Source organism: Bradyrhizobium ivorense (genome assembly GCF_900696085.1).
GTDB classification, from domain to species: domain Bacteria; phylum Pseudomonadota; class Alphaproteobacteria; order Rhizobiales; family Xanthobacteraceae; genus Bradyrhizobium; species Bradyrhizobium ivorense.
The window spans coordinates 65,769-90,360 of sequence record NZ_CAADFC020000007.1 but is presented as its reverse complement, the minus strand read 5'-3'; the positions used below and the strand labels follow the sequence as shown (position 1 = coordinate 90,360).

Genomic DNA, 24,592 nt, shown 5'->3' with positions numbered 1-24,592 from the left:
CGATGCTTTCCGACGCGCTGATCACGCCCTTTACCGAATTCGAGTTCATGCGCCGGGCGCTCGCGGCGGTGATCGCGCTGTCGCTCGGCGGCGCGCCGATCGGCGTTTTTTTGATGCTGCGGCGGATGAGCCTGGTCGGCGATGCCATGGCGCATGCGATCCTGCCCGGCGCGGCGATCGGCTTCCTGATCTCCGGGCTCAGCCTGTTCGCGATGACCACCGGCGGCCTGATCGCAGGCTTTACGGTGGCGCTACTGGCGGGCCTGGTCGCGCGCAATACCGAATTGAAGGAGGACGCCTCGCTTGCGACCTTCTATTTGGTCTCGCTCGCGCTCGGCGTCACCATCGTCTCGATCAAGGGCACCAACATCGACCTCTTGCACGTACTGTTCGGCAACATCCTCGCGATGGACGACCAGACGCTGCTGGTGATCGCGTTCAACGCCACCCTCACGCTGCTGGTGCTGGCGGTGATCTACCGCCCGCTGGTGATCGAATGCGTCGATCCGGTGTTTCTGCGCACCGTGAGCCGGGCCGGCGCGCCGGCGCATCTCGCCTTCCTCGCGCTGGTCGTGATCAACCTGGTCAACGGCTTTCATGCGCTCGGCACTTTGCTCGGTGTCGGGCTGATGATCCTGCCCGCCGGCATCGCCCGGTTCTGGTCGCGCGACATCACCACCATGATCTGCATCGCGGTGGCGAGCGCGATGCTGTCGGGCTATGCCGGGCTGGTGCTGTCGTACCAGACGCGAATCCCGTCCGGCCCTGCGATCATCCTGGTTGCGGCGGGCCTCTACGTGGTGTCGCTGCTGTTCGGCAATGTCAGCGGGCTGGTGCGGCAACTGTTCCCCGGCCGGCATCTCGAGGCGTGACGATGCGGCGGCTGTTCGCGTTGATCTCTCTGGCGCTTTCGATGGCGAGCGGTCCGGCGCCGGCCGCCGAGCGGGTCAACGTCGTCGCGAGCTTCTCGATCCTCGCCGACATGGTGCGCAATGTCGGCGGTGACAGCGTCGATGTGGTCGCGCTGGTCGGCCCCGATGGTGACGCGCATGTCTATGCGCCGACGCCTGCGGATGCGAAGAAGGTCGCCGACGCCCGGCTGATCGTCATCAATGGCTTCGGCTTCGAGGGCTGGCTGCCGCGGCTGTTGCAAGCCTCCGGCAGCAAGGCGCCGGTCGCGGTGGCGACCAAAGGCATCATGCCGCGGAAGATGGGCGGCCATGAGGATCCGCATGCCTGGCAATCGGTGGCGAATGCGAAGATCTACGTCGTCAATATCCGCGATGGGCTGATCGCCGCGGCCCCCGACCAGGCCGGCGTCTTCAAGGCCAATGCCGACGACTATCTGGCCAAGCTCGAGGTGCTCGACCGCGAGGTCCACGACGCGGTGGCGAGAGTACCGGAGGCGCGGCGCAAGGTGATCTCGACCCACGGCGCCTTCGGCTATTTTGCTGACACCTACGGAGTCACGTTCTTTTCGCCGCTCAGCGTCTCCACCGATGCCGAGCCCAGCGCACGGGATATCGCCGCCATCATCGCCCAGATCAGGGCCGCAAAAATTCCAGCAGTTTTTCTCGAAAACATCAGCGATCCGCGCCTGATCGAGCGGATCGCGGCCGAGACCGGCGCCCGGATCGGCGGCACCCTGTATTCGGACAGTTTGACGGGCGAAAAGGGCCCCGCACCCACTTACATTGACATGGTCAGGCACAATATAAAGGCCCTGACCAGCGCGCTCGCCAACTAGGGGCAGGGGCCTCCCTGCCGGGGTCGAGCGCCCTTCCAAATGTTCCTTTGGAGTTGTTATGGCTGAAGCTTCACAAAAGATTCCTGTGACCGTGCTGACGGGCTATCTCGGCGCCGGCAAGACCACGCTCTTGAACCGCATCCTGTCGGAAAACCACGGCAAGAAGTACGCCGTCATCGTCAACGAATTCGGCGAGATCGGTATCGACAATGACCTCATCATCGGCGCCGATGAGGAAGTGTTCGAGATGAACAATGGCTGCGTTTGCTGCACCGTGCGCGGCGACCTCGTCCGCATCATGGACGGCTTGATGAAGCGCAAGGGCAAGTTCGACGCCATCATCGTCGAGACCACCGGGCTTGCCGATCCGGCCCCGGTGGCGCAGACCTTCTTCGTCGACGAGGACGTGCAGAAGAACGCCAGGCTCGACGCCGTGGTGACGGTGGCCGACGCCAAATGGCTGAGCGACCGCCTCAAGGATGCGCCGGAAGCCAAGAACCAGATCGCGTTCGCCGACGTCATCGTGCTGAACAAGACCGACCTCGTCTCCAAGCCCGAGCTTGCCGAGGTCGAGGCCCGCATCCGCGGCATCAACCCCTACGCAAAGCTGCACCGCACCGAGCGCTGTCAGGTCGGGCTGACCGACGTGCTGGAGCGCGGCGCGTTCGATCTCGACCGCATCCTGGAGATCGAGCCCGACTTCCTCGAGGCCGGCGACGATCATGACCACGACCACGATCATCACCATCACGGCCATGATCATGATCACCACCACCATGATCACGGCCACGGGCTGAAGCACTATCACGACGAGGACATGCAGTCGCTGTCGCTGCGCTCGGACAAGCCGCTCGACCCGACCAAGTTCATGCCGTGGCTGCAGCAGCTGGTCGCCACCGAGGGCCAGAAGATCCTGCGCTCGAAGGGCATCCTCGCCTTCACCGGCGACGACGACCGCTACGTGTTCCAGGGCGTCCACATGATGCTGGAGGGCGACCATCAGCGGCAATGGAAGGACGGCGAGAAGCGCGAGAGCCGGGTCGTGTTCATCGGGCGCGATCTGCCGGAACAGGCGATCCGCGACGGCTTCGAGCAGTGCATCACGTCGTGATTGATAACTTCGACGCCCCCGACGGGCCTTCCATCGTTTCGATCACCGACCGCGTCAAGCTGACCCCGCTTGGCTCAGGCGTCGGCTCGGTGCATTTCCTCGGCGACCGCGCCTTCTTCGTCGGCGCCGAGGAGACCATCGCGATCGTGACCGCCGATGGCGAGATCACGCGAACCGAGACGCATTTCGGCGCCATCCTGTGCGCGGCCTCCGACGGCAAGCGGATCGTTACCGGCGGTGACGACGGCAAGCTGATCGCGATCGACGCCAAGGGCGAGACCTCGACGATCGCCACCGACGCCAAGCGGCGCTGGATCGACAATGTGGCGCTGCACGGCGACGGCACCGTGGCGTGGTCGGCCGGCAAGACCGCCTTCGTCCGCAATCCCAAAGGCGAGGAGAAGACGTTCGAAGTGCCCTCGACCGTCGGCGGGCTGGCGTTCGCGCCAAAAGGCCTGCGGCTTGCGATCGCGCATTATGGCGGCGTGACGCTGTGGTTTCCCAACATGGCCGCCAATCCGGAATTTCTGGAATGGGCCGGCTCGCACCTCGCCGTCATGTTCAGCCCGGACAACAAGTTTCTGGTCACCGCGATGCACGAGCCGGCGATGCATGGCTGGCGGCTCGCCGACAACCGGCACATGCGGATGAGCGGCTATCCCGGCCGCGTCCGCTCGATGTCATGGAGCGCGGGCGGCAAGGGGCTTGCGACCTCCGGCGCCGACAGCGTGATCGTCTGGCCGTTCACCAGCAAGGACGGGCCGATGGGCAAGGAGCCGGCGATGCTGGCGCCGATGCCGGCGCGGGTCGCCGTGGTGGCCTGCCATCCCAAGAACGACATCATGGCGGTCGGCTACAGCGACGGCACGGTGCTGATGGTCCGCCTCGAGGACGGCGCCGAGATTTTGGTGCGCCGGACCGGCGGCGCTCCGGTCTCCGGGCTGGCGTGGAATGCCAAGGGCACGCTGCTCGCCTTCGGTTCGGAAGATGGTGACGCGGGCATTCTGGAAATGTAAGGGATCGCGGCGTGCAAAGCGTTTTCGAGCGAAGTGGGTACCGGTTCGCGTGAAGAAAACGCATCAAAAAAAGAATCTAGAGTTTCGGTTCTGATTCTCGGGACCGAGCTCTGGGGGCCGCCATGCGATTCATCACGACATTCCAGCTTGCCGATTTCATCGACACGCTGGTCAGCCTGTTTTCTGCCTTCGTGCTGGGAACGCTGATCGGCGCCGAGCGCCAGTACCGGCAGCGCACCGCGGGCCTGCGCACCAACGTGCTGGTCGCGGTCGGCGCGGCCGCCTTCGTCGACCTGGCGATGCATCTCGATGGCGCCGGCGGCGCGGTGCGGGTAATCTCCTATGTGGTGTCGGGCATCGGCTTCCTCGGCGCCGGCGTCATCATGAAGCAGGGCATGGATGTCCGCGGTCTGAATACCGCCGCGACGCTGTGGGCCTCGGCCGCGGTCGGCTCGTGCGCCGGCGCCGATATGGTGGCGCAGGCGGCGGCGCTGACCGTGTTCGTGATCGCAGGCAACACGCTGCTGCGTCCGGTGGTCAATGCCATCAACCGCATCCCGCTGAACGAGAAGGCCTCGGAGGCGACCTATTACGTGAAGCTCGCGGTCTCGACCGAAGCGCTGCCCGTCCTGCGCGACCAGCTGGTGGAAAAGCTCGAGGCCGCGAATTATCCGGTCGCCGACGTCGCCGTGGTCGAGACCGGCGACGAATTCCTGGAGATCGTCGCGACTCTGGTCTCGACGGCGGTCGATCCCAACGAACTGAATGCGGTGGTCGTCGACTTGCAGCATCAGGCGGGCGTGCGCCACGCGACCTGGGAGAGCAACACCGCGGACTGAGTTCCGCCGGCTCTCGTCGTTCGGAACCATGCCGTTGCCGGATCGTTGGTCCTCGCGAACACGACGCGGGTGAACGAGATGGCTGCGGACCAGACCAGGTTGCGGAACAACATACTGATCGCCGCCGTAATGGTGGTGGCCGGCGTCGCGATAGCCTCGGTTTCGCTGCGCGAGATCGCCTCGTCCCCGCCGCAGGAGGTGGCACAGGCCACCCAGCCGCTGCAGCAGTCGCCGGAGCCGCAGAAAACGCCCCCGCCGGCCGAGTCAAAGCCCGGCGGCGACCGTCCGACCACGCCGGCGCCGGAGCCGGCCCGTCCCGATGCCGACGCGCAGAAGGGCGGCGCCAAGCCAGTGCTGCCGCCGGCGCCCGCCGAGAAGACCGCGCCGCCGATCAAGGAGAAATAGCCCGCCCGCCATTGTGACGCGCATTTGACGGCAGCTGCCGATTATACGCTCTCGCCTCCGTCGCCTCGCCGCTCCATAATCGACCCGTCACGCCAACGGCAGATGGGGCCATCATGAAGATCGAGGACGTCCGGCGCACCGCCTATTCGATGCCGCTCACCAACCCGTCGTTTCCGCCCGGACCCTACAGGTTCTACGATCGCGAATATTTCATCATCACCTACAAGACTGACCCCGAAGCGCTCGCCGCTATAGTGCCCGAGCCGCTCGAGGTCGCCGAGCCCGTGGTGAAGTACGAATTCATCCGCATGCCCGACTCGACCGGCTTCGGCGACTACACCGAGACCGGGCAGGTGATCCCGGTCCGCTTCAGGGGCGAGGAGGGTGCCTATACCCACGCGATGTACCTCGACGACGAGGCACCGATCGCCGGCGGCCGCGAGCTGTGGGGATTTCCGAAGAAGCTGGCGCGGCCCAAGATCGCGATCGAGAGCGACGTCCTGGTCGGCTCGCTGCATTACGGCTCGGTGCTCTGCGCTTCCGCCACGATGGGCTACAAGCACCGCAAGGTCGACCACGACAGCCTGCTCAGCGCGATGAAGGCGCCGAACTTCATTCTCAAGATCATCCCGCATGTCGACGGCAGCGCGCGGGTCTGCGAGCTGGTGCGCTTCCATCTCGAGGACATCACACTGAAGGAAGCCTGGACCGGCCCCGCCGCGCTCGGCCTGTTCCCACATGCGCTGTGCGACGTCGCCCGCCTGCCGGTGCGTGAGGTGGTCTCGGCGCTGCACTACAAGGCCGACCTGACGCTCGGCCTCGGCTCGGTGGCGTTCGACTATTTGGCGAAGTGACGGACGTCGAAAAAGAAAATGCCCGGCGCGGGGCCGGGCATTTCGATGGCAAAGTTCGGTGCGCTTTTCAGCGCACCAGAATGTTCTTGAACTGCCACGGATCGGACGTGTCGATGTCCTCCGGGAACAGGCCCGGGCGATCCGTCAGCGGGGTCCAGTCGGTGTAGTAGCCCTTGACCGGGCCGAGATAGGGCAGCTGGATTTCCAGCAGCCGTTCGAAGTCCATCTCGTCGGCCTCGACGATGCCTTCGTTCGGGTTCTCCAGTGCCCACACCATGCCGCCGAGCACGGCCGAGGTCACCTGCAGGCCGGTGGCGTTCTGGTAGGGCGCGAGGTCGCGGGTCTCTTCGATCGAGAGCTGCGAGCCGTACCAGTAGGCATTGTTGTCATGGCCGAACAGCAGCACGCCGAGCTCGTCGATGCCGTCGACGATCTCGTTCTCGTCGAGGATGTGGTGCTTTTCCTGCATCTTCGCGGCGCGGCCGAACATCTCATGCAGCGACAGCACGGCATCGTCACAGGGATGATAGGCATAGTGGCAGGTCGGCCGGTAGATCGCCGTGCCGGATGCGTCGCGCACCGTGAAGTAATCGGAGATCGAGATCGACTCGTTGTGGGTGACGAGGAAGCCATATTGCGCGCCGCGGGTCGGGCACCAGGTGCGCACGCGCGTGTTGGCGCCGGGCTGCATCAGATAGATGGCAGCACCGCAGCCGGCTTCGTGAGTCCGCGCATTCTCCGGCATCCATTTTTCATGGGTACCCCAGCCGAGCTCGGAGGGCTGCACGCCTTCCGACAGAAAACCTTCCACCGACCAGGTGTTGACGAAGACGTCCGGCTCCTTCGGCGACTTGGCGCGCTGGGTGTCGCGTTCGGCGATGTGGATGCCCTTGACGCCGGCCTGCCGCATCAGGTCGGCCCATTCGGCGCGGGTCTTGGGCTTGGGGGCGTTGAGCTTCAGATCGGCGGCGACGTTGAGCAGCGCCTGCTTGACGAAGAACGAGACCATGCCGGGATTGGCGCCGCAGCAGGAGACGGCCGTGGTCGAGCCCGCGGGGCGCGCCTTCTTGGCGGCCAGCGTCACTTCGCGCAGGGCGTAGTTGGAGCGCGCTTCCGGACCCTTCGACGCGTCGAAATAGAAGCCGAGCCAGGGCTCGTTGACGGTGTCGATATAAAGCGCGCCGACCTCGTTGCAGAGCTCCATGATGTCGGTGGAGCCGGTATCGACCGAGAGATTGACGCAAAAGCCCTGGCCGCCGCCTTCGGTAAGCAGCGGGGTCAGCAACTCGCGATAATTGTCCTTGGTCACCGCCTTCTGGATGAATTTGACATTGTGCTTCTCGCAATGCGCCTTGCGGCCCTCGTCCTTCGGGTCGATCACGGTGACGCGCGACTTGTCGTAATCGAGGTGCCGCTCGATCAGCGGCAACGTACCTTTGCCGATGGAGCCGAAGCCGACCATGACGATCGGGCCGGTGATCTTCGCGTAGATCTGCGAGGAGGGACTCATCATTTTCTCCAGGAGAGTGCCTAGCGGCGGCTAGAGTGGATCAGGGGTTACGTCGCTTTGCGGTGACTTCGATCTCGACCTTCATCTCCGCCTTGTAGAGCCCGGCGACGATCAGCAGCGTGGCAGCCGGGCGGATGTCGCCGAGAACCTCGCCGCAGACCGCGAAATGCGCTTCCGCGTCACTGACGTCAGTGAGGTAGTAGGTCGCGCGGACGATGTCGGCCATCGCAAAGCCTCCCTCTTTCAGGGCAGCCTCGATGGTCTTGAAGCAGTTCCGTGACTGGCTCGTGACATCGCCGGGCATGGTCATCGTGGTGTAGTCGTAGCCGGTGGTTCCGGCGACGAAGGCGAAGTCGCCGTCGATCACGGCGCGGCTGTAGCCGGCGGTCTTCTCGAATGGCGAACCTGTGGAAATCAGGCGACGGGACATGTCTTGACCTCGACTGAAAATGGGCTTGGCGCGGGGTTTACGGGCATTTTCAACACCCGTGCAACCCCCCGAATACTAACCTGACGGCAGGCTCAGCGGGACTGCTGCGTGGTGTCCGGCGGCGTCGGCGGCGAGCCGGCCCAGCGCCGGATCAGGATATCCCTGACGATCATCACCGAGATCAGCACCAGCATGACCGTGGTGACGAGGCCGCGCCAACGCGGACGCGCGGCATCGCTGGCGGAAAGGTTCTCCGACATGGCGGCCGCCCTAAGCCGCGTGCGGCACGGCGAGCGGTGCCTTCCGGGACCGGGCACGCGAGGCCCTGGTCTTCAGCGGGGCGCCGGTCGGCACGATCATGCCCCAGGCGCTGTCCAGCGCGCCCTCGACCAGCTCGAGGCCGAGCAGCCGCTCGCGCTCGAACGCGCCGGGCAGCAACAACTCGCCGGTCTTGGTGGCGGAGAAGCCGTAACGGGCATAGTAGGGCGCGTCGCCGAGCAGGATCACCGCGCCGTGGCCGCGCGTCTTGGCGACCGTCAGCGCGCGCGCCATGAGCGCGGCGCCGACGCCGAGGCCGCGGCAGTCGCCGTCGACTGCCAGCGGCCCCAGCATCAGCGCGCTGCGGCCCCCCGCGCTGACGTGCCACAACCGCACGGTTCCAACCAGCCGGCCGTCCTGGCGCACGGCCGCAAGGCTCAGGCCTTCGGCGGGCGCGCGTCCGTCGCGCAGGCGCTGGCAGGTGCGCGTATGGCGGTTGTCGCCAAAGCAGGCATCCAGCAGCGCTTCGCGTGCGACGACGTCCGAGGCACGCTCCGCACGGATCGCGAACGGAGCGGTTTCTCGGATGAGGGCAACGGCGGTGTTCCGTTTAGCAGTCATGGCACGTCAGTCCTCGCTCGCAACGGCATGGCGTACGCCGCGGCAAGCGTCGTTGGAAAAACTCGAAAATGGATCGGAGAGGAGCCGGCGGGGCCGGCTCCCGGTTCAGGCCTCGACTATGAGGCAGGTCAGATGTGGTAGGTCCGCAGCGGCGGAATGCCGTTGAAGGCCACTGACGAGTAGGTCGACGTATAGGCGCCGGTGCCTTCGATCAGCAGCTTGTCGCCGATCTCGAGCGTCACCGGGAGCGGATACGGCAGCTTCTCGTACAGCACGTCGGCGCTGTCGCAGGTGGGCCCAGCGAGCACGCACGGCGTCATGTCCGCCCCGTCATGCGGGGTGCGGATGGCGTAGCGGATCGACTCGTCCATCGTCTCGGCGAGACCGCCGAACTTGCCGATGTCCAGGTACACCCAGCGCACCTCGTCCTCGTCGCTCTTCTTCGAGATCAGAACGACTTCGGTCTCGATGATGCCGGCATTGCCGACCATGCCGCGGCCCGGCTCGATGATCGTCTCCGGGATCTGGTTGCCGAAATGCTTGCGCAGGGCACGGAAGATCGACCGGCCGTACTGCAGCACGGGCGGCACGTCCTTCAGGTACTTGGTCGGGAAGCCGCCACCCATGTTGACCATGGTCAGGTTGATGCCGCGCTCGGCGCAGTCGCGGAATACGGTCGAGGCCATGGCGAGCGCGCGGTCCCACGCCTTCACCTTGCGCTGCTGCGAGCCGACATGGAACGAGATGCCGCACGGCTCGAGCCCAAGGCGCTTGGCGAGGTCGAGCACCTCGACCGCCATCTCCGGGTCGCAGCCGAACTTGCGCGACAGCGGCCACTCGGCGCCGGCGCAATCATAGAGGATGCGGCAGAACACCTTGGCGCCGGGGGCGGCGCGGGCGATCTTCTCGACCTCGGCGGCGCAGTCGACCGCGAACAGGCGAATGCCGAGCGCGAAGGCACGCGCGATATCGCGCTCCTTCTTGATCGTGTTGCCGAAGGAAATGCGGTCCGGCGTCGCGCCGGCGGCCAGCGCCATCTCGATTTCCGCAACAGTCGCGGTGTCGAAGCAGGAGCCGAGCGAGGCGAGCAGCGACAGCACTTCGGGCGCCGGGTTGGCCTTGACCGCGTAGAACACGCGGCTGTCCGGCAGCGCCTTGGCGAAGGTCTGGTAGTTGTCGCGCACGACCTCGAGGTCGACGACGAGGCACGGCTCGGTGTCGAGACCTTCGCTGCGGCGGTGACGCAGGAATTCCTGGATACGTTCGGTCATGGCACTCTCCAACGGCCCCAGCGACGGGACCGCATCAACGTGACGTCGGATAAGAGCGCTCTGGCCACATCGCGCGATGGAGGCGCGCTGAGGCCAAGGGACTCAAACCAGACTGTGCTGCCGTGGATTGGTTGGGAGAGTTTCCCACCCACTCACCTGGCAATGAAGGACAAGCCTTTTCAGTAGCCCGCGCCGGCGTTGGACCGCCGGTAGAGACCAAAAAAGCCCGATCCGTCGTTGCTTTAAGTCGCGTCCCCCGTTGAGAGCGGGGTGCGCCGGTTCGCCTCCGGCTGCCAGTCACGGTTGCAAGAAGTGGCGAGACCTTCAACGGCATCCCTGGAGAGAGATGCTGGCCGCCTTGTCCGTCTTAACTGACGGGAGCGACCCTCGGTTCTTCCACCCCTTGGCGGCTGTCCGGCCTCTTGTCCGGATACCTACCGACTGACACACGACCACAGGCACGTGCGAAATTGGGCAAGGCAGGAAATAAGTCTTTTGAATTGGCTTCGCAAGAATTTTTTTGCGATCGCGACAAATTTCCCTAACGCGTGCTTGCGATCTCGCGCTGAGCACGCGTCTCGCGACGCTGAAGATGAACGGCTGTTAAGATTGCCTAACGAAGCGTGTGCGTTTTAGCCCTGTGCCGCAGGGCTTTCTTGAATCGTGCGGCTCAGGCGCGACGCGTGAACGGCTCGACGCGCTGCGCGGCGCGGATGAAGGCGATCATGATCAGGACGCCGACGCCGAACAGCACGGCCTGCAGGATGTGCGCGCCGAGATCGTCGAGCCCGAGCAGGATCGCGAGCGCCCAGCCGCCGGCGAACGCCGCGCCGAACACCTCGGCGCCGATCAGGATCGCCGCGGAGATCACGGTGATGACGCTCGGCCAGGCGATGGTGCGGGTGGCGGAAGTGGTGGGCTGCGTGCTCATGGAATAGGTCCTGTTCAGGGGGCGCAATCTCTCCGAAAAGTGCCCTTCTATCAAGCGCAAAAGGCGCAAAAATGCCGCATCGCGTGATATAGATTGGCCTGATTTTCAAGGCGAAAAACGGGACATTCGATGTCAGAAACCAGCGCACCGGCCGAGGCCAATCCGCTCCTGAAGGCGTGGCACACGCCGTTCGAGACGCCGCCCTTCGCCGAGATCCTGCCGGAGCATTTCCTGCCCGCCTTCGAGCAGGCCTTTGCCGATCACTCGGCGGAAGTCGCCGCGATCACCCATGATCCGACGCAGCCCGACTTCGACAACACCATCACCGCGATGGAGCGCTCCGGCCGACTGCTGTCGAAGGTCGCCGCGGTGTTCTACGACCTGGTCTCGGCGCACTCCAACCCGCAGATCCTGGAGATCGACAAGGAAGTGTCGCTCAGAATGGCGCGGCACTGGAATCCGATCATGATGAACGCCGTGCTGTTTGGCCGCATCGCCATGCTGCACGAGAAGCGCGCCAAGCTCGGCCTGACCGGCGAGCAGTTGCGGCTGCTGGAACGCACCTACACACGCTTCCACCGCGCCGGCGCCGGGCTCGACGAGGCCGCAAAGGTCAGGATGGCCGAGATCAACGAGCGCCTCGCCCACCTCGGCACCTCGTTCAGCCACCATTTGCTCGGCGACGAGCAGGACTGGTTCATGGAGCTCGGCGAAGCCGACCGCGCCGGCCTCTCCGACACATTTGTGGCGGCCGCCAAGGCTGCGGCGGAAGAGCGCGGCATGGCCGGCAAGGCGATCGTGACGCTGTCGCGCTCCTCGGTCGAGCCGTTCCTGCAAAGCTCGGAGAGCCGCGACCTGCGCGAGAAGGTCTACAAGGCCTTCACCGCCCGCGGCGACAACGGCAATTCCAACGACAACAACGAGACCATCGTCGAGATCCTCAAGCTGCGCGAGGAGCGCGCGGGGATTTTGGGCTATCCGACCTACGCCGCCTACCGGCTCGAGGATTCCATGGCCAAGACCCCGGAGGCCGTGCGCGGCCTGCTGGAGCGGGTCTGGAAGCCGGCCCGGGCGCGGGCGCTCGCCGACCGCGACGCGCTGCAGGCGCTGATCGCCGAGGAGGGCGGCAATTTCTCCCTGGCGCCCTGGGACTGGCGCCACTACGCCGAAAAGCTCCGCCAGCGCCGCGCCAATTTCGACGATTCCGCGATCAAGCCCTATCTGGTGCTCGACCACATGATCGAGGCCGCCTTCGACTGCGCCACCCGCCTGTTCGGCATCACTTTCGAGGAGCGCAAGGACATTCCGGTCTGGCACCCCGACGTCCGGGTCTGGGAGGTCAAGGATCGCGCCGGCCAGCACAAGGCGCTGTTCTATGGCGACTACTTCGCCCGGCCCTCGAAGCGGTCCGGCGCCTGGATGACCTCGCTGCGCGACCAGGAGCGGCTTGACGCCGAGGTCGCGCCGCTGGTCATCAATGTCTGCAACTTCGCCAAGGGCGCCGACGGCGCGCCGTCGCTGCTGTCGCCCGACGACGCGCGGACCCTGTTCCACGAGTTCGGCCACGGCCTGCACGGCATGCTCTCGGACGTGACCTATCCGTCGCTGTCGGGCACCTCCGTCTTCACCGACTTCGTCGAGCTGCCCTCGCAGCTCTACGAGCACTGGCAGGAGCGACCCGAGGTGCTGCAGCGTTTCGCCCGCCACTACCAGACCGGCGAGCCGCTGCCGGACGATTTGCTGAAGCGCTTCCTGGCCGCGCGCAAGTTCAACCAGGGCTTTGCCACAGTGGAGTTCGTCTCGTCGGCGCTGGTCGACCTCGAATTCCACACCCAGCCGGCGGCCGCCTGCGGCGACGTCCGCGCCTTCGAGCGCAGGGAGCTGGAGAAGATCGGCATGCCCGCCGAGATCTCGCTGCGGCACCGGCCGACCCAGTTCGGCCACATCTTCTCCGGCGACCACTACGCGTCAGGCTATTACAGCTACATGTGGTCGGAGGTGATGGACGCCGATGCCTTCGGCGCCTTCGAGGAGGCCGGCGACATCTTCGATCCGGCGACCGCCAAGCGGCTGCATGACGACATCTATTCGTCGGGCGGCTCGCGCGATCCGGAGGAGGCCTACATCGCGTTCCGCGGCCGCGAGCCCGAGCCGGACGCGCTGCTGCGGCGCCGCGGCCTGCTCGAGACCCCCGAGGTGGCCTGAAGGTGCGGCCCGCCTGCAACCGCCTGATCGGCTGGCTCGTGCTGGCTGCCGCCGCAGTCCTCGGCGCGGCGGCCGCGCAGGCCCACCCCCATGTCTGGATCACGGCGAAGAGCGAACTGATCTACGCGCCCGACGGCACCATCACCGGGGTCCGCCACGCCTGGACCTTCGACGACATGTTCTCGACCTATGCGCTGCAGGGCCTCGAGACCAAGGTCAAGGGCGCCTACAGCCGCGAGGAGCTGGCGCCGCTGGCGCAGACCAATGTCGAGTCGCTGAAGGAATACGCCTACTTCACCTTCGCCAAGGCCGACGGCAAGAAGCAGAAGTTTTCGGAGCCGGTCGACTATTTCCTCGAATACAAGGATACGGCGCTGACGCTGCACTTCACCCTGCCGGCGAAGACGCCGTTCAAGGCGAAGGAGCTCTCGCTGGAGGTGTTCGACCCGACCTACTTCATCGACTTCCAGTACGTGCAGCAGGACCCGGTCAAGCTGGTCGGCGCGGCCGCCGACTGCAAGATCCAGTTCCAGCGGCCGAATGACGGCACCGCGGCCGCGCAGAAGCTTGGCGAGCAGAACTTTCTCGACGGCGGCAATGCCAATTTCGGCATGATGTTCGCCAACAAGATCACGGTGGAATGCCCATGACGCCGATCGTCTCCCGCGCGGTGCGCGGCCTCGCGCTCTCCGCTGTGGTGCTGACCGCGTTCGCGTTGCTCGACGCGTCCGCGCACGCGCTGCTGGCGCAAAATCCGTTCGGCGCGCCGCGCACCGCGCCGGAGCCGCAGGGCGGCCTGGTCGGCTGGCTGCTGGCAAAGCAGTCGGAGTTCTACCGCGAGATCTCGGCGGCGATCCGCGCGGCGAAATCCGACGGCTCGGCGGTCGGGACACTGCTTGGGATCTCGTTTGCCTACGGCATCTTCCATGCCGCCGGCCCCGGCCACGGCAAGGCGGTGATCTCCTCCTACATGGTTGCCAACCGCGAGACCGCGCGGCGCGGCATCGTGCTGTCGTTCGCCTCGGCGTTGATGCAGTCGCTGGTCGCCGTGCTGATCGTCGGGATCGGCGCCTGGCTGCTCAACGCGACCGCGAAGACGATGTGCGGGGCGGAGCGGGCGGTCGAGATCGCAAGCTACGTGCTGATCGCGCTGTTCGGCGCCCGCCTGGTCTGGGTCAAGGGCGGCGGCTTCATCCGCGCGCTGCAGGTGCCGCGCCCGGCGCTGGCCGGCGCGCATCAGCACGATCACGGCGACCACGGCCATGATCACCACCATCGTCACGCGCATCACGATCACGGCCATGATCATCACCACGACCACGGTCACAGCCATGATCATGATCACGGTCACGTCCATGACGAGCATTGCGGCCACTCGCACGGCCCGACGCCGGCCGAACTGGCCGGCCCCGGCGGCTGGCGGCGCGGCCTCAGCGCGATCCTCACCGTCGGGATCCGGCCGTGCTCGGGCGCGATCCTGGTGCTGGTGTTTGCGCTGGCGCAGGGCCTGTTCTGGGCCGGCATCGCCGCGACCTTCGTCATGGGCCTCGGCACCGCGATCACGGTCGCGGCGATCGCGCTGGTCGCGGTCTCGGCGCGCGGCATGGCCGAGCGGCTCAGCGCCGCGCGCGACGGCGGCGGCATGCTGATCATGCGCGGCCTGGAATTCGCCGCCGCCGGGCTCGTGCTGCTGTTCGGGATCGGGCTGCTGTTCGGCTACGTCGCGGCCGAGCGGGTGACGTGCTTCTAGAACTTAGACCCACGAAGCCAGTCACCGATCCGTCATCCTGAGGTGCGAGCCCTTGCGAGCCTCGAAGGATGAATCGGCCACCAGCGGGGCCGTGCATCCTTCGAGGCTCGCCGAAGAGGCGAGCGCCTCAGGATGACGGATCACTTGGCCTACCCCGTCACATAGCCCCTCAGCGCCGGCAGCAGGAAGATCGCGATGTTGATCGCAAAGCCGATGCTCCAGAGGATCGAGCGCAGCGTCGGGCGGTTGCCGACATAGGTCAGGACGTAGGCGATGCGCACGATCAAGAACAGCACCGCCAGTTCGTCGATCAGCCGCAGCGGGCCGACGCGGAATTCGGCGAGCAGCACCGCGAAGGCAAAGAACGGGAAGGCCTCGAGGCCGTTCTGGTGGGCGCCGAGCGCCCGCGAGCGGAACGGATCGTCGTAGAACTCGGGATCGCGCGGCCGCGAATTGTCGAAACCGCGAGCGCTGGACCATTTCGCCGACAGGATCGTCAGGAGCGAGAGCATCAGCGTCCCGAAGACGCACCATTCGGCGACCGTCATGGTTCCTCCCATTTTCGGGGTGGAAACTAGCCAAGGAGCACTCGGCTTGACAAGGTTGGAGCAACGCGCGAAGCCCAAACCTGTCCTGAGCACGCCTGTCATGAGAACACCATCATGAGCACGGTCATTCCCTTCGAGAGCGCGAAGCCCGCCGCGGCGGCGAAGCCTGCGCGCGTCGGCGTGCTGCTGGTCAATCTCGGCACGCCGGATACCGCGGACGCCGCGGGCGTGCGGGTTTATCTGAAGGAATTTCTGTCCGATCCGCGGGTGATCGAGGACCAGGGCCTGGTCTGGAAGCTGATCCTCAACGGCATCATTTTGCGCGTCCGCCCGGCCCGCAAGGCGCGCGACTATCTGAAGATCTGGAACACCGAGAAGGACGAGTCGCCGCTCAAGACCATCACGCGCTCGCAGGCCGCAAAGCTTGCGGATGCGATCGCCGATCACGACCATGTCGTGGTCGATTGGGCGATGCGCTACGGCAACCCGTCGATCCAGGCGCGGATCGAGGCGCTGGCGGCGCAGGGCTGCAGCCGCCTGCTGGTGGTGCCGCTCTATCCGCAATATTCCGCCGCGACCTCGGCCACCGTCTGCGACGAGGCTTTCCGCGTGCTCGCCGGCATGCGCGCGCAGCCGATCCTGCGGGTGACGCCGCCGTATTACGACGATTCCGACTACATCGAGGCGCTGGCCTCGTCGATCAATGCGCATGTGGCGACGCTGCCGTTCCAGCCCGAGATCATCGTCGCCTCGTTCCACGGCATGCCGAAGGAATATGTCGACAAGGGCGATCCCTACCAGGCGCAATGCGTGGCGACGACCGACGCCCTGCGCAAGCGGCTCGGACTCGAAGCCTCGAAACTGATCCTCACCTTCCAGTCGCGCTTCGGCAACGCCGAGTGGCTGCAGCCCTATACCGACAAGACCGTCGAGCGGCTGGCCAAGGAGGGCGTGCGCCGGATCGCCGTGGTCACGCCGGGCTTCTCCGCGGACTGCCTGGAGACGCTGGAGGAGATAGCGCAGGAGAACGCCGAGATCTTTCGGCACAATGGCGGCGAGCAGTTTGCCGCGATCCCCTGCCTCAACGACAGCGACGGCGGCATGGACGTGATCCGCCACCTGGTGCTGCGCGAGCTGCAGGGCTGGATTTGAGAAGTCTGGATTTGAGAAGTCTGGATCTGATCGTTAACGATCCGTGACGCCGGACATATCCCTGTCGCCGTTCACCCTTCATACATCTGGCGGCCCGCACAACCACCACCTACGTCATGGTCAAACAACAGCCGGCTGAACCGGCGCAGCGGTCCTGCCGACCAATGCACGACCGCATCCGGCGCCGATCGTGCCGGCCTTGGAGGACTTTATGACTGGTTTCGATATTTTCGCGATCGCGTTTGTTCTTCTCGTCATCGTCACGCTGTTCGCCGGCGTCAAGACCGTCCCGCAGGGGTTTGACTGGACCATCGAGCGGTTCGGCAAATACACTCGCACGCTGTCGCCCGGCCTCAATCTGATCGTGCCGTATTTCGATCGCATCGGGCGCAAGATCAACATGATGGAGCAGGTGATCGACATCCCCGAGCAGGAGGTGATCACCAAGGACAACGCCACCGTGACGGTCGACGGCGTCGCCTTCTACCAGGTGTTCGACGCCGCCAAGGCGAGCTACGAGGTCGCCAATCTCAATCAGGCGATCACCGTCTTGACCATGACCAACATCCGTTCGGTGATGGGCTCGATGGACCTCGACCAGGTGCTGTCGCATCGCGACGAGATCAACGAGCGGCTGCTGCGCGTGGTCGACGCCGCGGTGTCGCCCTGGGGCGTCAAGGTCAACCGCATCGAGATCAAGGACATCGTGCCGCCGGCCGACCTCGTCGAGGCGATGGGCCGGCAGATGAAGGCCGAGCGCGTCAAGCGCGCCGACATTTTGCAGGCGGAAGGCCAGCGGCAATCGGAAATCCTGCGCGCCGAGGGCGCCAAGCAGGGCCAGATCCTGCAGGCCGAAGGCCGCCGCGAAGCCGCCTTCCGCGACGCCGAGGCGCGCGAGCGGCTCGCCGAGGCCGAGGCCAAGGCGACCCAGATGGTCTCGGAATCGATCGCCAAGGGCGACGTCGCCGCGCTGAACTATTTTATTGCCGACAAATACATCAAGGCGTTCGGCCAGCTCGCGGAGTCGCCGAACCAGAAGGTCTTGATGCTGCCGATCGAGACCTCGAGCGTGCTCGGCTCGCTCGCCGGCATCGGCGAGATCGCCCGCGCCACGTTTGGCGAGAGCGCGGTCTCCGCCACCGCCGCCGCGCGGCGCGGCTCGGTGCCTCCGGCGGGGCCAACGCCGCCGGCACCACCGCCGGTGCCGCAGCGCTGAGGAGCGTGACGGCACCGTGCCTGCAATGATAGAGGTCGTGTCATGGCCGAGATGTTTTCGACATTGGGCACCTGGAACTGGCTGATCTTCGGCTTCATCCTGATGGCGCTGGAGCTATTGGCGCCCGGCGTGTTCCTGTTCTGGCTCGGGCTCGCGGCGCTCCTGGTCGGCCTCCTGTCGTTCGTGTTCACGCCGTCCTGGCAGACGCAGCTTTTGATGTTCGCGGTGTTTGCGGTGGCCGCCGTGCCGGCGTGGCGGCATTTTGCCCGGAGCACGCGGGAGGCGAGCAAGAGCAATCCGTTCCTCAACCGCCGCAACGAGGCCCTGATCGGCCGCGAGTTCACGCTGGAGAAGCCGATCATCGACGGGACAGGCACGGTGCGGATCGACGACACCATCTGGCGCGTCGCCGGCCCCGACATGCCGGCCGGCAGCCGGGTCAAGGTGGTCGGCGCCGATGGCGCCAGCCTGACGGTCGCGATGGCATAGACGCTTCCTTCACCGCTCCCCGCCTGCGGGGAGAGGTCGCCGCGCCCTTGCGCGGCGGGTGAGGGGGTACAGGTCTTAACGCTCGGCTCGCTGGCGGAGATCGCCCCTCACCCCGACCCTCTCAGAGCGAGCTCCGCTCGTCTCGGCCCCGCGAAGGGCGGGAGAGGGAGCAGATCAGCCCACCTGCTTGCTCCATCGCTCTGCAAAACGATTGAGCGGCGTAAAGGTCTGAAACAGCTCCCGGCCCAGCCCGGTGAGCCGATAGCCATCGTCCGTCAGCTCGACAAAACCCGCCTCGCGCAATTCGCTCAGCCGCGTCTGCAGGATCGTCGGCGAGGCCTCGTCGCAGGCCGTGCGCAGCGCGCGCGACGTCAGCGTGCTCTCGCGCAGCTCCCAGACGATCCGCAAGGTCCAGCGCCGCCCGAGCAGGTCGAGCAGCGCCATGATCGGGCGGCCGCTGCGCGAGCCGCGGACGCTGCGCGGTGCGGATGGAACCTGCTTCGCCATGCCGAATCCCTCTTGCGCAGTGCTACAGATATTGTAGCGTATCGCTACAGTATTTGTAGCAAGGAGCTTTGGCCATGTCACGCATTGCGCCGCTCGAACCACCGTACCCGGCCGAGGTCCAACAACATTTCGACCGCATCATGCGCGGCGCGCCGCCGCTGGTGCTGTTCCGCGTCATGGCCGGCCATCCGCGCGCCTGGGACAAGTTTCGCGGCGGCAGCCTCTTGGATCGCGGGCCGCTGTCGCTCAGGGCGCGCGAGATCGTGATCGATCGCACCTGTGCGAAAAATGCCTGCGAGTATGAATGGGGCGTGCATGTCGCCGCCTTCGGCGCGGCCGCTGGGCTGTCGGAGCAGCAGGTCCGCGCCACCGTGCATGACAAGGCCGATGCCGATTGCTGGTCGCCGGCCGAACAGGCGATGCTGGCGGCGGTCGACGCGCTGCATGCTCGGGCGACGCTCGATGATGCCGAGTTCGCGGCGCTCGCCGCGCATTATGATGAGGATCAGATCCTGGAGATCATTTTGCTGTGCGGCTTCTACCGCACGGTGTCGTATCTCGCGAATTCGCTGGCCCTGCCGCTCGAGGCGACCGCGGCGCGGTTTCCGCAATGAGAATGCAGGTTGGGTTAGCGAAGCGTAACCCACCGTGTCTCGCGCCGAAGGTGGTGGGTTACGCCTTCGGCTAACCCACCCTACGGACCGCGAGTGCTACGCCACGCCCGCCCGCAGCAGATCGTGCAGATGGATGATGCCGACCGGCTTCTTCGCATCGGTCACGATCAGCGTCGTGATCTTCGAGGCGTTGAGCAGCTCCAGCGCCTCGCCGGCCAGGGTGTCGCGGCCGATCGTCTTCGGCGTCTTGGTCATGACCTCGTCGACCGACAGGGTCAGCAGGTCGGGGCGCATCTGCCGGCGCAAATCGCCGTCGGTGACGATGCCGACGAGATGGCCGTGGCGGTCGACGATGCCGACGCAGCCAAAGCCCTTCGAGGTCATCTCGACCAGCGCGTCCGACATCTTGGTGCCGAGCGGCTTCAGCGGCACCGTGTCGCCGGTATGCATCAGGTCGCGGGCGTATTTCAGCAGCGCGCCGAGCTTGCCGCCCGGATGCAGCACGCTGAAATCGGTCGAGGTGAAGCCGCGGCCCTCCAGCAGCGCGATCGCCAGCGCATCGCCGAGCGCCAGCATCATCAGCGAGGACGTGGTCGGTGCGAGGTTGTGCGGGCAGGCCTCGCGCGCCTTCGGCAGCGTCAGCTGCACGTCGGCGGCCTTGCTCAGCGTCGAATCCTTGTCGGCGGTCATCGCGATCAAGGGGATGCCGAAGCGCGCCGCATAGGCGATCAGGTTGCGCATCTCCGGCTGCTCGCCGGACCACGACAGCGCCAGGATGACGTCGTCGGCGGTGATCATGCCGAGGTCGCCATGGCTGGCTTCCGCGGCATGCACGAAGAACGCCGGCGTGCCGGTCGAGGCGAAGGTCGCGGCGACCTTGCGGCCGATATGACCGGACTTGCCGAGCCCGGTGACGATCACGCGGCCCTTGGCGTTGCGGATCAGGTCGGACGCCGCCGTGAAGGACGGGCCGAGGTCGGATTTCAGCGCCGCGGTCAGCGCGGCGACGCCGCCGGCTTCGGCATCGAGGGTGCGGAGCGCTGATTGAACGGCGCCGTCATCGCGGCCGGATGATTTGGTCATCAGCGGTTTCGGTTTGGCCATACTGGATTCCAGGGGAGGGGCTTTGCGCCCCGGGCGTCTCCCTTAGCACGCTCTTTTCCGCGATGCGACGCGCACCCGCCAATCCTCAACGGCCCATTAACCATAATTGTTTTAACTCCATTAAGGACGTTTTCCGCCGCCGGGTGGGATGCGTACGTCAAGTGCATGAATTCGTTGGAGTATTTTCCATCGTGGTGCGGAGGCCTGCAAGCGGCCGGGATCGGCGCGGACGTGTTGTTCGCGTGGCCTTGTTATGCCTCGTGCTGACCGCGCCAGGCGGGCTCGCCCGGGCCCAGACCGTGACGCCCGACCTGTTCAGCCCGAACCGGCAGAGCCAGGTCGTCGACCCGAATTCCCCGCTGCGCCGGACCACGGCGGATGTGCTCGATCCCCTCAACGGCCTGAGGCTGCCTGACCCGGACCGCGATCGCGAGCGCGAGCGGCGTTCGTCGAGGTCGTCATCGACTTCGACGACGACACGCGGCGGCCAGCTCCCGGCCACGGGGCTCTCCACCGCCGCGACCGGCGCCGCGACGTCAGGCTACGACTCGCTCAACCGCAAGCGGCTGAAGCCGAAATACTATCCGGGCCAGGTGAAGCCGAAGCCGTCGCCGGGACCCGGCTCGCCGGTGCCGACGGCGCCGCCGCTGAACGCGTCAGGGCAGTTGCGGCTGTCGATCCCGCCGTCGGAGACCGCCAGCAAGCCGCCGCTGCCGCCGGCGATGGCCGGCACCGTGGTCGGCCAGCCGCCGCGCAAACGGCTGAAGATCGACGACGATCCGTTCGGCGCGATCGGCGATTACGCCGGCTCGTTCCTGATCAAGACCGCGGTCGAGGTGATGGGCGGCTACGACACCAATCCTGGTCGGCTGAACTCTCCGCAGGGCAAGGGCTTCTATGTCATCGCGCCGGAATTCCTCGCGGTGTCCGACTGGGAGCGCCACGCCGTCGTCGCCGATCTGCGCGGCTCCTTCACCGGCTACGGCTCCGGGCTGACGCCGAATGCCGACGGCACTCCGCTGTCGGCGCCGCTCGACGTCGACCGGCCGAACTTCACCGGCCATATCGACGGCCGCATCGACGTCACCAGGGACACCCGCCTGCTGGGACAGGCGCGGCTGTTCGTCTCGACCGACAATCCCGGCAGCCCGAACGTGCAGGCCGGCCTCGCCCGATATCCGGTCTACTCCACGGTCGGCGGCACCTTCGGCATCGATCAGAATTTCAACCGCCTGCAGGTCTCCGCCGGCGCCACCATCGACCGCACCGACTATCAATGGTCGAAGCTCACCGACGGCACCTCTTCGTCGAACGACGACCGCAACTTCACCCAGTATGGCGGCGTCGGCCGCGTCAGCTACGAGCTCAACCCCGCGGTCAAGCCGTTCGTCGAAGTGCAGGGCGACAGCCGGGTGCATGATCTCTTTCTCGACCGCAACGGCTACGCGCGCGATTCGTCGGGTGGCTACGCCAAGGCCGGCACTTCCTTCGAATTCTCGCGGCTGTTGTTCGGCGAGATCTCGATCGGCTACGGGATGCGCAATTATGTCGACACGAGGCTCAACCGGCTCGAGGGCCTGCTCACCACCGCGTCGCTGACCTGGACAGTGACGCCGCTGACCACGGCAAAGTTCTTCTCCGACACCCAGCTCGGCGAGACCACACTGCCCGGCAGCTCCGGCGTGCTGTCGCGCACGTACACCGTCGAGGTCGACCACGACTTCCGCCGCTGGCTGACCGCCATCGGCAAGTTCACCTACGGCACGCTCGAGTACAAGGGCGGCGAGAACCGCGACGACACCATCTACTCGGTGTCCGCCGATTTGATCTACAAGATGACCCGCAGCCTCTGGATCAAGGGCACCCTGCGCCGCGACTGGCTGGATTCGAACATCGCGGGCAATAGCTCGGCCTCGACGGTGGTGATGCTGGGCGTGCGGGTGCAGAATTAGCGTGTGTCCTGACCGCAGACCGCCGCGCGCGCGACTCAAGGTACCAGAACCGGGTGATCCAAGTAGCTCGCTGTATGCTATCATTCCGCTGTTAGAGAAGGGCCGTCACATGCCTACGTCTTTGCTAGAACGTCGGACTGAATTTCCGTCATCGCGTTTTTTCATTGCGATCGGCGTTGGACGCGTCGTTATGGTTGGCCTTATTGCTTCGCATGCACCTGTCATCGTTTGGGTGAGGGATGTAGGGCAGCCCAAATTCGTTGAAGTAAATCCGGCCAACCGCCACTGACCATCTTAATCGACTTTGCGGCAATGCGGGAATGCGTGACGAGCCGTCTGCTGTAGACTCGCGGTGTCATGCTCCGCGAAAGCGGGGCATCCAGTACGCCGCGGCTTCTCGGCTCAAGCGCTGGCGTCTCTGGAATACTGGATCGCCCGCTTTCGCGGGCGATGACAGTTGCGTGTGTGGATGTGGCTCGGCCGACCGCCGCGTTACCGCGGCAGGTCCGTCTTCCCCATCAGGAAGCTGTCGATCGAGCGAGCGCAGAGGCGGCCTTCGCGGATCGCCCAGACCACCAGCGACTGGCCGCGGCGCATGTCGCCGGCGGAGAAGATTTTTGGCTGCGAGGTCTGGTAGTCGTGCAGGTTGGCGCGGACGTTGCCGCGCTGGTCGAGATCGACGCCCAGCGTCCTGAGCAGGCCCTCGTGCACCGGATGCACAAAGCCCATCGCCAGCAGCACGAGCTCGGCGTCGAGCGTGAACTCGGTGCCGGGCAGCGGCTTGAACTTGTCGTCGACCTTGATGCAGTGAAGCTTTGCGACCTTGCCGTCGACACCTTCGAACTTCTGGGTCAGCACGGCGAACTCGCGCGCCGCGCCCTCGGCCTGGCTCGACGAGGTCCGCATCTTCAGCGGCCAGTTCGGCCAGGTCACGCCCTTGTTCTCGCGCTCGGGCGGCGCCGGCATGATCTCGAGCTGGGTCACCGACTTGGCGCCTTGGCGGAACGAGGTACCGATGCAGTCCGAGCCGGTGTCGCCGCCGCCGATCACGACGACATGCTTGCCGCCAGCGAGGATGTCGGTCACGCCGTTCAGCGGCTCGCCGGAGACGCGGCGGTTCTGCTGCGGCAGGAAATCCATCGCGAAGTGGATCCCCTGGAGGTCGCGGCCGGGGATCGGCAGGTCGCGCGGCGCCTCGGCGCCGCCGGTCAGCGCCACCGCGTCGTATTGCTTGGCCAGCTCATTCGGGTCGATCGCGCCGGGGGCGGAGCCGCCGACCGGCTTGCCGTAATGGAAGGTGACGCCCTCGGCCTCCATCTGCGCGACGCGGCGGTCGATGATACCCTTCTCCATCTTGAAGTCGGGGATGCCGTAGCGCAGCAGGCCGCCCGCCTTGGCGTACTTCTCGTAGACGTGCACGTCGTGGCCGGCGCGCGCGAGCTGCTGCGCGCAGGCCATGCCGGCCGGGCCGGAGCCGATCACCGCGACCTTCTTGCCGGTCTTCTGCTGGGCGATCTCCGGCTTCAGCCAGCCCTCGTCCCAGGCGCGGTCGACGATCGCGCATTCGATGGTCTTGATGGTGACCGGGTTGTCGTCGATGTTGAGCGTGCAGGACGCCTCGCACGGCGCCGGGCAGATCCGCCCGGTGAACTCCGGAAAATTGTTGGTCGAGTGCAGATTGCGCGACGCCTCTTCCCAGTTGTCCTGATAGACGAGGTCGTTGAAGTCGGGGATCTGGTTGTTGACCGGACAGCCCGGCGTGCCCGGCTCGGCCGAGCCGGTGCCGTGGCAATAGGGGATGCCGCAATTCATGCAGCGCGCCGCCTGGTCGCGCGTGTCCTTGTCGCTCAGCGGAATCACGAACTCGTCAAAGTTCTTCAGCCGCTCGGCGACCGGCTCGTACTTGCGCTCGTTGCGGTCGATCTCGAGGAAACCTGTGATCTTGCCCATCTAAACCCGATGCCCCTGCATCATGTGTTCGTCGTTGTCCGTCGTTCCGGGATGCGCCTTGAGGCGCAGACCCGAAACCTCGAAATTGCCTTGCGAGATTCCGGGTTCGCGC

25 protein-coding genes are annotated in these 24,592 nt (G+C 65.9%); 15 read left to right on the top strand and 10 right to left on the bottom strand.

The features are described from left to right. The first annotated feature begins 2 nt into the window (after positions 1 to 2). From CI41S_RS10745 to CI41S_RS10715, 7 genes are all read left to right on the top strand, one after another. Positions 3 to 872 (top strand): metal ABC transporter permease, encoded by an 870-nt coding sequence (locus tag CI41S_RS10745; RefSeq protein WP_139858938.1) that lies wholly within the window; start codon positions 3 to 5, stop codon positions 870 to 872. 2 nt (positions 873 to 874) lie between these two features. Next, positions 875 to 1,747, top strand: a complete 873-nt coding sequence (locus CI41S_RS10740; protein ID WP_139858937.1) for a metal ABC transporter solute-binding protein, Zn/Mn family — start codon at positions 875 to 877, stop codon at positions 1,745 to 1,747. A 58-nt stretch (positions 1,748 to 1,805) separates the two neighbouring features. Beyond that, positions 1,806 to 2,858, top strand: coding sequence for a CobW family GTP-binding protein (locus CI41S_RS10735; protein WP_139480613.1), 1,053 nt, complete (start codon positions 1,806 to 1,808; stop codon positions 2,856 to 2,858). After that, the gene (locus CI41S_RS10730) at positions 2,858 to 3,874 is read left to right on the top strand and encodes a WD40 repeat domain-containing protein (RefSeq protein WP_139858993.1); all 1,017 of its coding nucleotides are present in this window, start codon (positions 2,858 to 2,860) and stop codon (positions 3,872 to 3,874) included. Before CI41S_RS10735 ends, CI41S_RS10730 begins: the two co-directional genes overlap by 1 nt. 122 nt (positions 3,875 to 3,996) lie before the next feature. After that, complete coding sequence (locus tag CI41S_RS10725) at positions 3,997 to 4,713, top strand: MgtC/SapB family protein (protein ID WP_139858936.1); 717 nt, start codon at positions 3,997 to 3,999, stop codon at positions 4,711 to 4,713. 78 nt (positions 4,714 to 4,791) lie between these two features. Continuing rightward, on the top strand, positions 4,792 to 5,118 hold the full coding sequence (locus CI41S_RS10720; RefSeq protein WP_139858935.1) for a hypothetical protein: 327 nt from the start codon (positions 4,792 to 4,794) through the stop codon (positions 5,116 to 5,118). Between the two features lie 113 nt (positions 5,119 to 5,231). Next, positions 5,232 to 5,972: an acetoacetate decarboxylase gene (locus CI41S_RS10715; RefSeq protein ID WP_139858934.1), complete on the top strand. Its 741-nt coding sequence runs from the start codon at positions 5,232 to 5,234 to the stop codon at positions 5,970 to 5,972. Between the two features lie 67 nt (positions 5,973 to 6,039). Here CI41S_RS10715 and CI41S_RS10710 read toward each other — a convergent pair whose 3' ends face one another. The 6 genes from CI41S_RS10710 to CI41S_RS10685 form a co-directional block, all read right to left on the bottom strand. Beyond that, on the bottom strand, positions 6,040 to 7,482 hold the full coding sequence (locus CI41S_RS10710; protein ID WP_139858933.1) for a homospermidine synthase: 1,443 nt from the start codon (positions 7,480 to 7,482) through the stop codon (positions 6,040 to 6,042). 40 nt (positions 7,483 to 7,522) lie between these two features. Further along, positions 7,523 to 7,912, bottom strand: coding sequence for a RidA family protein (locus CI41S_RS10705; RefSeq protein ID WP_139858932.1), 390 nt, complete (start codon positions 7,910 to 7,912; stop codon positions 7,523 to 7,525). A 92-nt stretch (positions 7,913 to 8,004) separates the two neighbouring features. Further along, complete coding sequence (locus CI41S_RS43355; protein WP_172627985.1) at positions 8,005 to 8,172, bottom strand: hypothetical protein; 168 nt, start codon at positions 8,170 to 8,172, stop codon at positions 8,005 to 8,007. Positions 8,173 to 8,182: 10 nt separating this feature from the next. Next, positions 8,183 to 8,791, bottom strand: coding sequence for a GNAT family N-acetyltransferase (locus CI41S_RS10700; protein ID WP_139858931.1), 609 nt, complete (start codon positions 8,789 to 8,791; stop codon positions 8,183 to 8,185). 128 nt (positions 8,792 to 8,919) lie between these two features. After that, positions 8,920 to 10,062, bottom strand: a complete 1,143-nt coding sequence (locus tag CI41S_RS10695) for a type III PLP-dependent enzyme (protein WP_139480621.1) — start codon at positions 10,060 to 10,062, stop codon at positions 8,920 to 8,922. A 670-nt stretch (positions 10,063 to 10,732) separates the two neighbouring features. Beyond that, positions 10,733 to 10,993: a hypothetical protein gene (locus CI41S_RS10685; RefSeq protein WP_139858930.1), complete on the bottom strand. Its 261-nt coding sequence runs from the start codon at positions 10,991 to 10,993 to the stop codon at positions 10,733 to 10,735. Positions 10,994 to 11,122: 129 nt separating this feature from the next. Here CI41S_RS10685 and CI41S_RS10680 point away from each other — a divergent pair, with 129 nt between their 5' ends. Genes CI41S_RS10680 through CI41S_RS10670 form a run of 3 tightly spaced genes read left to right on the top strand, consistent with a single transcriptional unit; the run spans position 11,123 to position 14,948 of the window. After that, complete coding sequence (locus tag CI41S_RS10680) at positions 11,123 to 13,198, top strand: M3 family metallopeptidase (RefSeq protein ID WP_139858929.1); 2,076 nt, start codon at positions 11,123 to 11,125, stop codon at positions 13,196 to 13,198. A gap of 2 nt (positions 13,199 to 13,200) precedes the next feature. Then, positions 13,201 to 13,848: a DUF1007 family protein gene (locus CI41S_RS10675; RefSeq protein WP_244626470.1), complete on the top strand. Its 648-nt coding sequence runs from the start codon at positions 13,201 to 13,203 to the stop codon at positions 13,846 to 13,848. Further along, the gene (locus CI41S_RS10670; protein WP_139858928.1) at positions 13,839 to 14,948 is read left to right on the top strand and encodes a nickel/cobalt transporter; all 1,110 of its coding nucleotides are present in this window, start codon (positions 13,839 to 13,841) and stop codon (positions 14,946 to 14,948) included. The genes CI41S_RS10675 and CI41S_RS10670 overlap by 10 nt, the downstream gene beginning before the upstream one ends. 149 nt (positions 14,949 to 15,097) lie before the next feature. On the opposite strand, the gene CI41S_RS10665 is transcribed toward CI41S_RS10670, so the two are convergent. Continuing rightward, a complete protein-coding gene (locus CI41S_RS10665; protein ID WP_139858927.1) occupies positions 15,098 to 15,496 on the bottom strand; it encodes an MAPEG family protein in 399 nt (132 codons plus the stop codon). Positions 15,497 to 15,610: 114 nt separating this feature from the next. Between CI41S_RS10665 and hemH the strand changes: the two genes are divergently transcribed. The 3 genes from hemH to CI41S_RS10650 all read left to right on the top strand — a co-directional run bounded on the left by hemH (position 15,611) and on the right by CI41S_RS10650 (position 18,353). Further along, the gene (gene hemH / locus CI41S_RS10660) at positions 15,611 to 16,648 is read left to right on the top strand and encodes a ferrochelatase (RefSeq protein WP_139858926.1); all 1,038 of its coding nucleotides are present in this window, start codon (positions 15,611 to 15,613) and stop codon (positions 16,646 to 16,648) included. A gap of 211 nt (positions 16,649 to 16,859) precedes the next feature. Then, on the top strand, positions 16,860 to 17,864 hold the full coding sequence (locus CI41S_RS10655) for an SPFH domain-containing protein (RefSeq protein ID WP_139480627.1): 1,005 nt from the start codon (positions 16,860 to 16,862) through the stop codon (positions 17,862 to 17,864). A 42-nt stretch (positions 17,865 to 17,906) separates the two neighbouring features. Further along, positions 17,907 to 18,353: an NfeD family protein gene (locus CI41S_RS10650; RefSeq protein WP_139858925.1), complete on the top strand. Its 447-nt coding sequence runs from the start codon at positions 17,907 to 17,909 to the stop codon at positions 18,351 to 18,353. A gap of 174 nt (positions 18,354 to 18,527) precedes the next feature. On the opposite strand, the gene CI41S_RS10645 is transcribed toward CI41S_RS10650, so the two are convergent. Then, positions 18,528 to 18,860: a winged helix-turn-helix transcriptional regulator gene (locus tag CI41S_RS10645; RefSeq protein WP_139858924.1), complete on the bottom strand. Its 333-nt coding sequence runs from the start codon at positions 18,858 to 18,860 to the stop codon at positions 18,528 to 18,530. A gap of 74 nt (positions 18,861 to 18,934) precedes the next feature. On the opposite strand from CI41S_RS10645, the gene CI41S_RS10640 reads away from it, so the two are divergent. Further along, positions 18,935 to 19,474, top strand: a complete 540-nt coding sequence (locus CI41S_RS10640; protein WP_139858923.1) for a carboxymuconolactone decarboxylase family protein — start codon at positions 18,935 to 18,937, stop codon at positions 19,472 to 19,474. A gap of 96 nt (positions 19,475 to 19,570) precedes the next feature. Here CI41S_RS10640 and CI41S_RS10635 read toward each other — a convergent pair whose 3' ends face one another. Beyond that, the gene (locus tag CI41S_RS10635) at positions 19,571 to 20,578 is read right to left on the bottom strand and encodes a KpsF/GutQ family sugar-phosphate isomerase (protein WP_139858922.1); all 1,008 of its coding nucleotides are present in this window, start codon (positions 20,576 to 20,578) and stop codon (positions 19,571 to 19,573) included. A gap of 248 nt (positions 20,579 to 20,826) precedes the next feature. Here CI41S_RS10635 and CI41S_RS10630 point away from each other — a divergent pair, with 248 nt between their 5' ends. Next, positions 20,827 to 22,530 carry an outer membrane beta-barrel protein gene (locus CI41S_RS10630; protein WP_430650014.1) on the top strand — a complete coding sequence of 568 codons (1,704 nt, stop codon included), beginning with the start codon at positions 20,827 to 20,829 and terminating at the stop codon, positions 22,528 to 22,530. Between the two features lie 492 nt (positions 22,531 to 23,022). Here the strand turns inward: CI41S_RS10630 and CI41S_RS10625 are convergent, their stop codons facing one another. Further along, complete coding sequence (locus tag CI41S_RS10625) at positions 23,023 to 24,480, bottom strand: glutamate synthase subunit beta (protein WP_139858921.1); 1,458 nt, start codon at positions 24,478 to 24,480, stop codon at positions 23,023 to 23,025. Positions 24,481 to 24,592 lie beyond the last annotated feature (112 nt).

Bases quoted from the DNA above. Each gene is read 5' to 3' on its own strand.
- CI41S_RS10745 (WP_139858938.1), top strand. From the start codon at position 3: ATGCTTTCCGACGCGCTGATCACGCCCTTTACCGAATTCGAGTTCATG.
- CI41S_RS10740 (WP_139858937.1), top strand. From the start codon at position 875: ATGCGGCGGCTGTTCGCGTTGATCTCTCTGGCGCTTTCGATGGCGAGC.
- CI41S_RS10735 (WP_139480613.1), top strand. From the start codon at position 1,806: ATGGCTGAAGCTTCACAAAAGATTCCTGTGACCGTGCTGACGGGCTAT.
- CI41S_RS10725 (WP_139858936.1), top strand. From the start codon at position 3,997: ATGCGATTCATCACGACATTCCAGCTTGCCGATTTCATCGACACGCTG.
- CI41S_RS10720 (WP_139858935.1), top strand. From the start codon at position 4,792: ATGGCTGCGGACCAGACCAGGTTGCGGAACAACATACTGATCGCCGCC.
- CI41S_RS10715 (WP_139858934.1), top strand. From the start codon at position 5,232: ATGAAGATCGAGGACGTCCGGCGCACCGCCTATTCGATGCCGCTCACC.
- CI41S_RS10710 (WP_139858933.1), bottom strand. From the start codon at position 7,482: ATGAGTCCCTCCTCGCAGATCTACGCGAAGATCACCGGCCCGATCGTC.
- CI41S_RS10705 (WP_139858932.1), bottom strand. From the start codon at position 7,912: ATGTCCCGTCGCCTGATTTCCACAGGTTCGCCATTCGAGAAGACCGCC.
- CI41S_RS43355 (WP_172627985.1), bottom strand. From the start codon at position 8,172: ATGTCGGAGAACCTTTCCGCCAGCGATGCCGCGCGTCCGCGTTGGCGC.
- CI41S_RS10700 (WP_139858931.1), bottom strand. From the start codon at position 8,791: ATGACTGCTAAACGGAACACCGCCGTTGCCCTCATCCGAGAAACCGCT.
- CI41S_RS10695 (WP_139480621.1), bottom strand. From the start codon at position 10,062: ATGACCGAACGTATCCAGGAATTCCTGCGTCACCGCCGCAGCGAAGGT.
- CI41S_RS10685 (WP_139858930.1), bottom strand. From the start codon at position 10,993: ATGAGCACGCAGCCCACCACTTCCGCCACCCGCACCATCGCCTGGCCG.
- CI41S_RS10680 (WP_139858929.1), top strand. From the start codon at position 11,123: ATGTCAGAAACCAGCGCACCGGCCGAGGCCAATCCGCTCCTGAAGGCG.
- CI41S_RS10670 (WP_139858928.1), top strand. From the start codon at position 13,839: ATGCCCATGACGCCGATCGTCTCCCGCGCGGTGCGCGGCCTCGCGCTC.
- CI41S_RS10665 (WP_139858927.1), bottom strand. From the start codon at position 15,496: ATGACGGTCGCCGAATGGTGCGTCTTCGGGACGCTGATGCTCTCGCTC.
- hemH (WP_139858926.1), top strand. From the start codon at position 15,611: ATGAGCACGGTCATTCCCTTCGAGAGCGCGAAGCCCGCCGCGGCGGCG.
- CI41S_RS10655 (WP_139480627.1), top strand. From the start codon at position 16,860: ATGACTGGTTTCGATATTTTCGCGATCGCGTTTGTTCTTCTCGTCATC.
- CI41S_RS10650 (WP_139858925.1), top strand. From the start codon at position 17,907: ATGGCCGAGATGTTTTCGACATTGGGCACCTGGAACTGGCTGATCTTC.
- CI41S_RS10645 (WP_139858924.1), bottom strand. From the start codon at position 18,860: ATGGCGAAGCAGGTTCCATCCGCACCGCGCAGCGTCCGCGGCTCGCGC.
- CI41S_RS10640 (WP_139858923.1), top strand. From the start codon at position 18,935: ATGTCACGCATTGCGCCGCTCGAACCACCGTACCCGGCCGAGGTCCAA.
- CI41S_RS10635 (WP_139858922.1), bottom strand. From the start codon at position 20,578: ATGGCCAAACCGAAACCGCTGATGACCAAATCATCCGGCCGCGATGAC.
- CI41S_RS10625 (WP_139858921.1), bottom strand. From the start codon at position 24,480: ATGGGCAAGATCACAGGTTTCCTCGAGATCGACCGCAACGAGCGCAAG.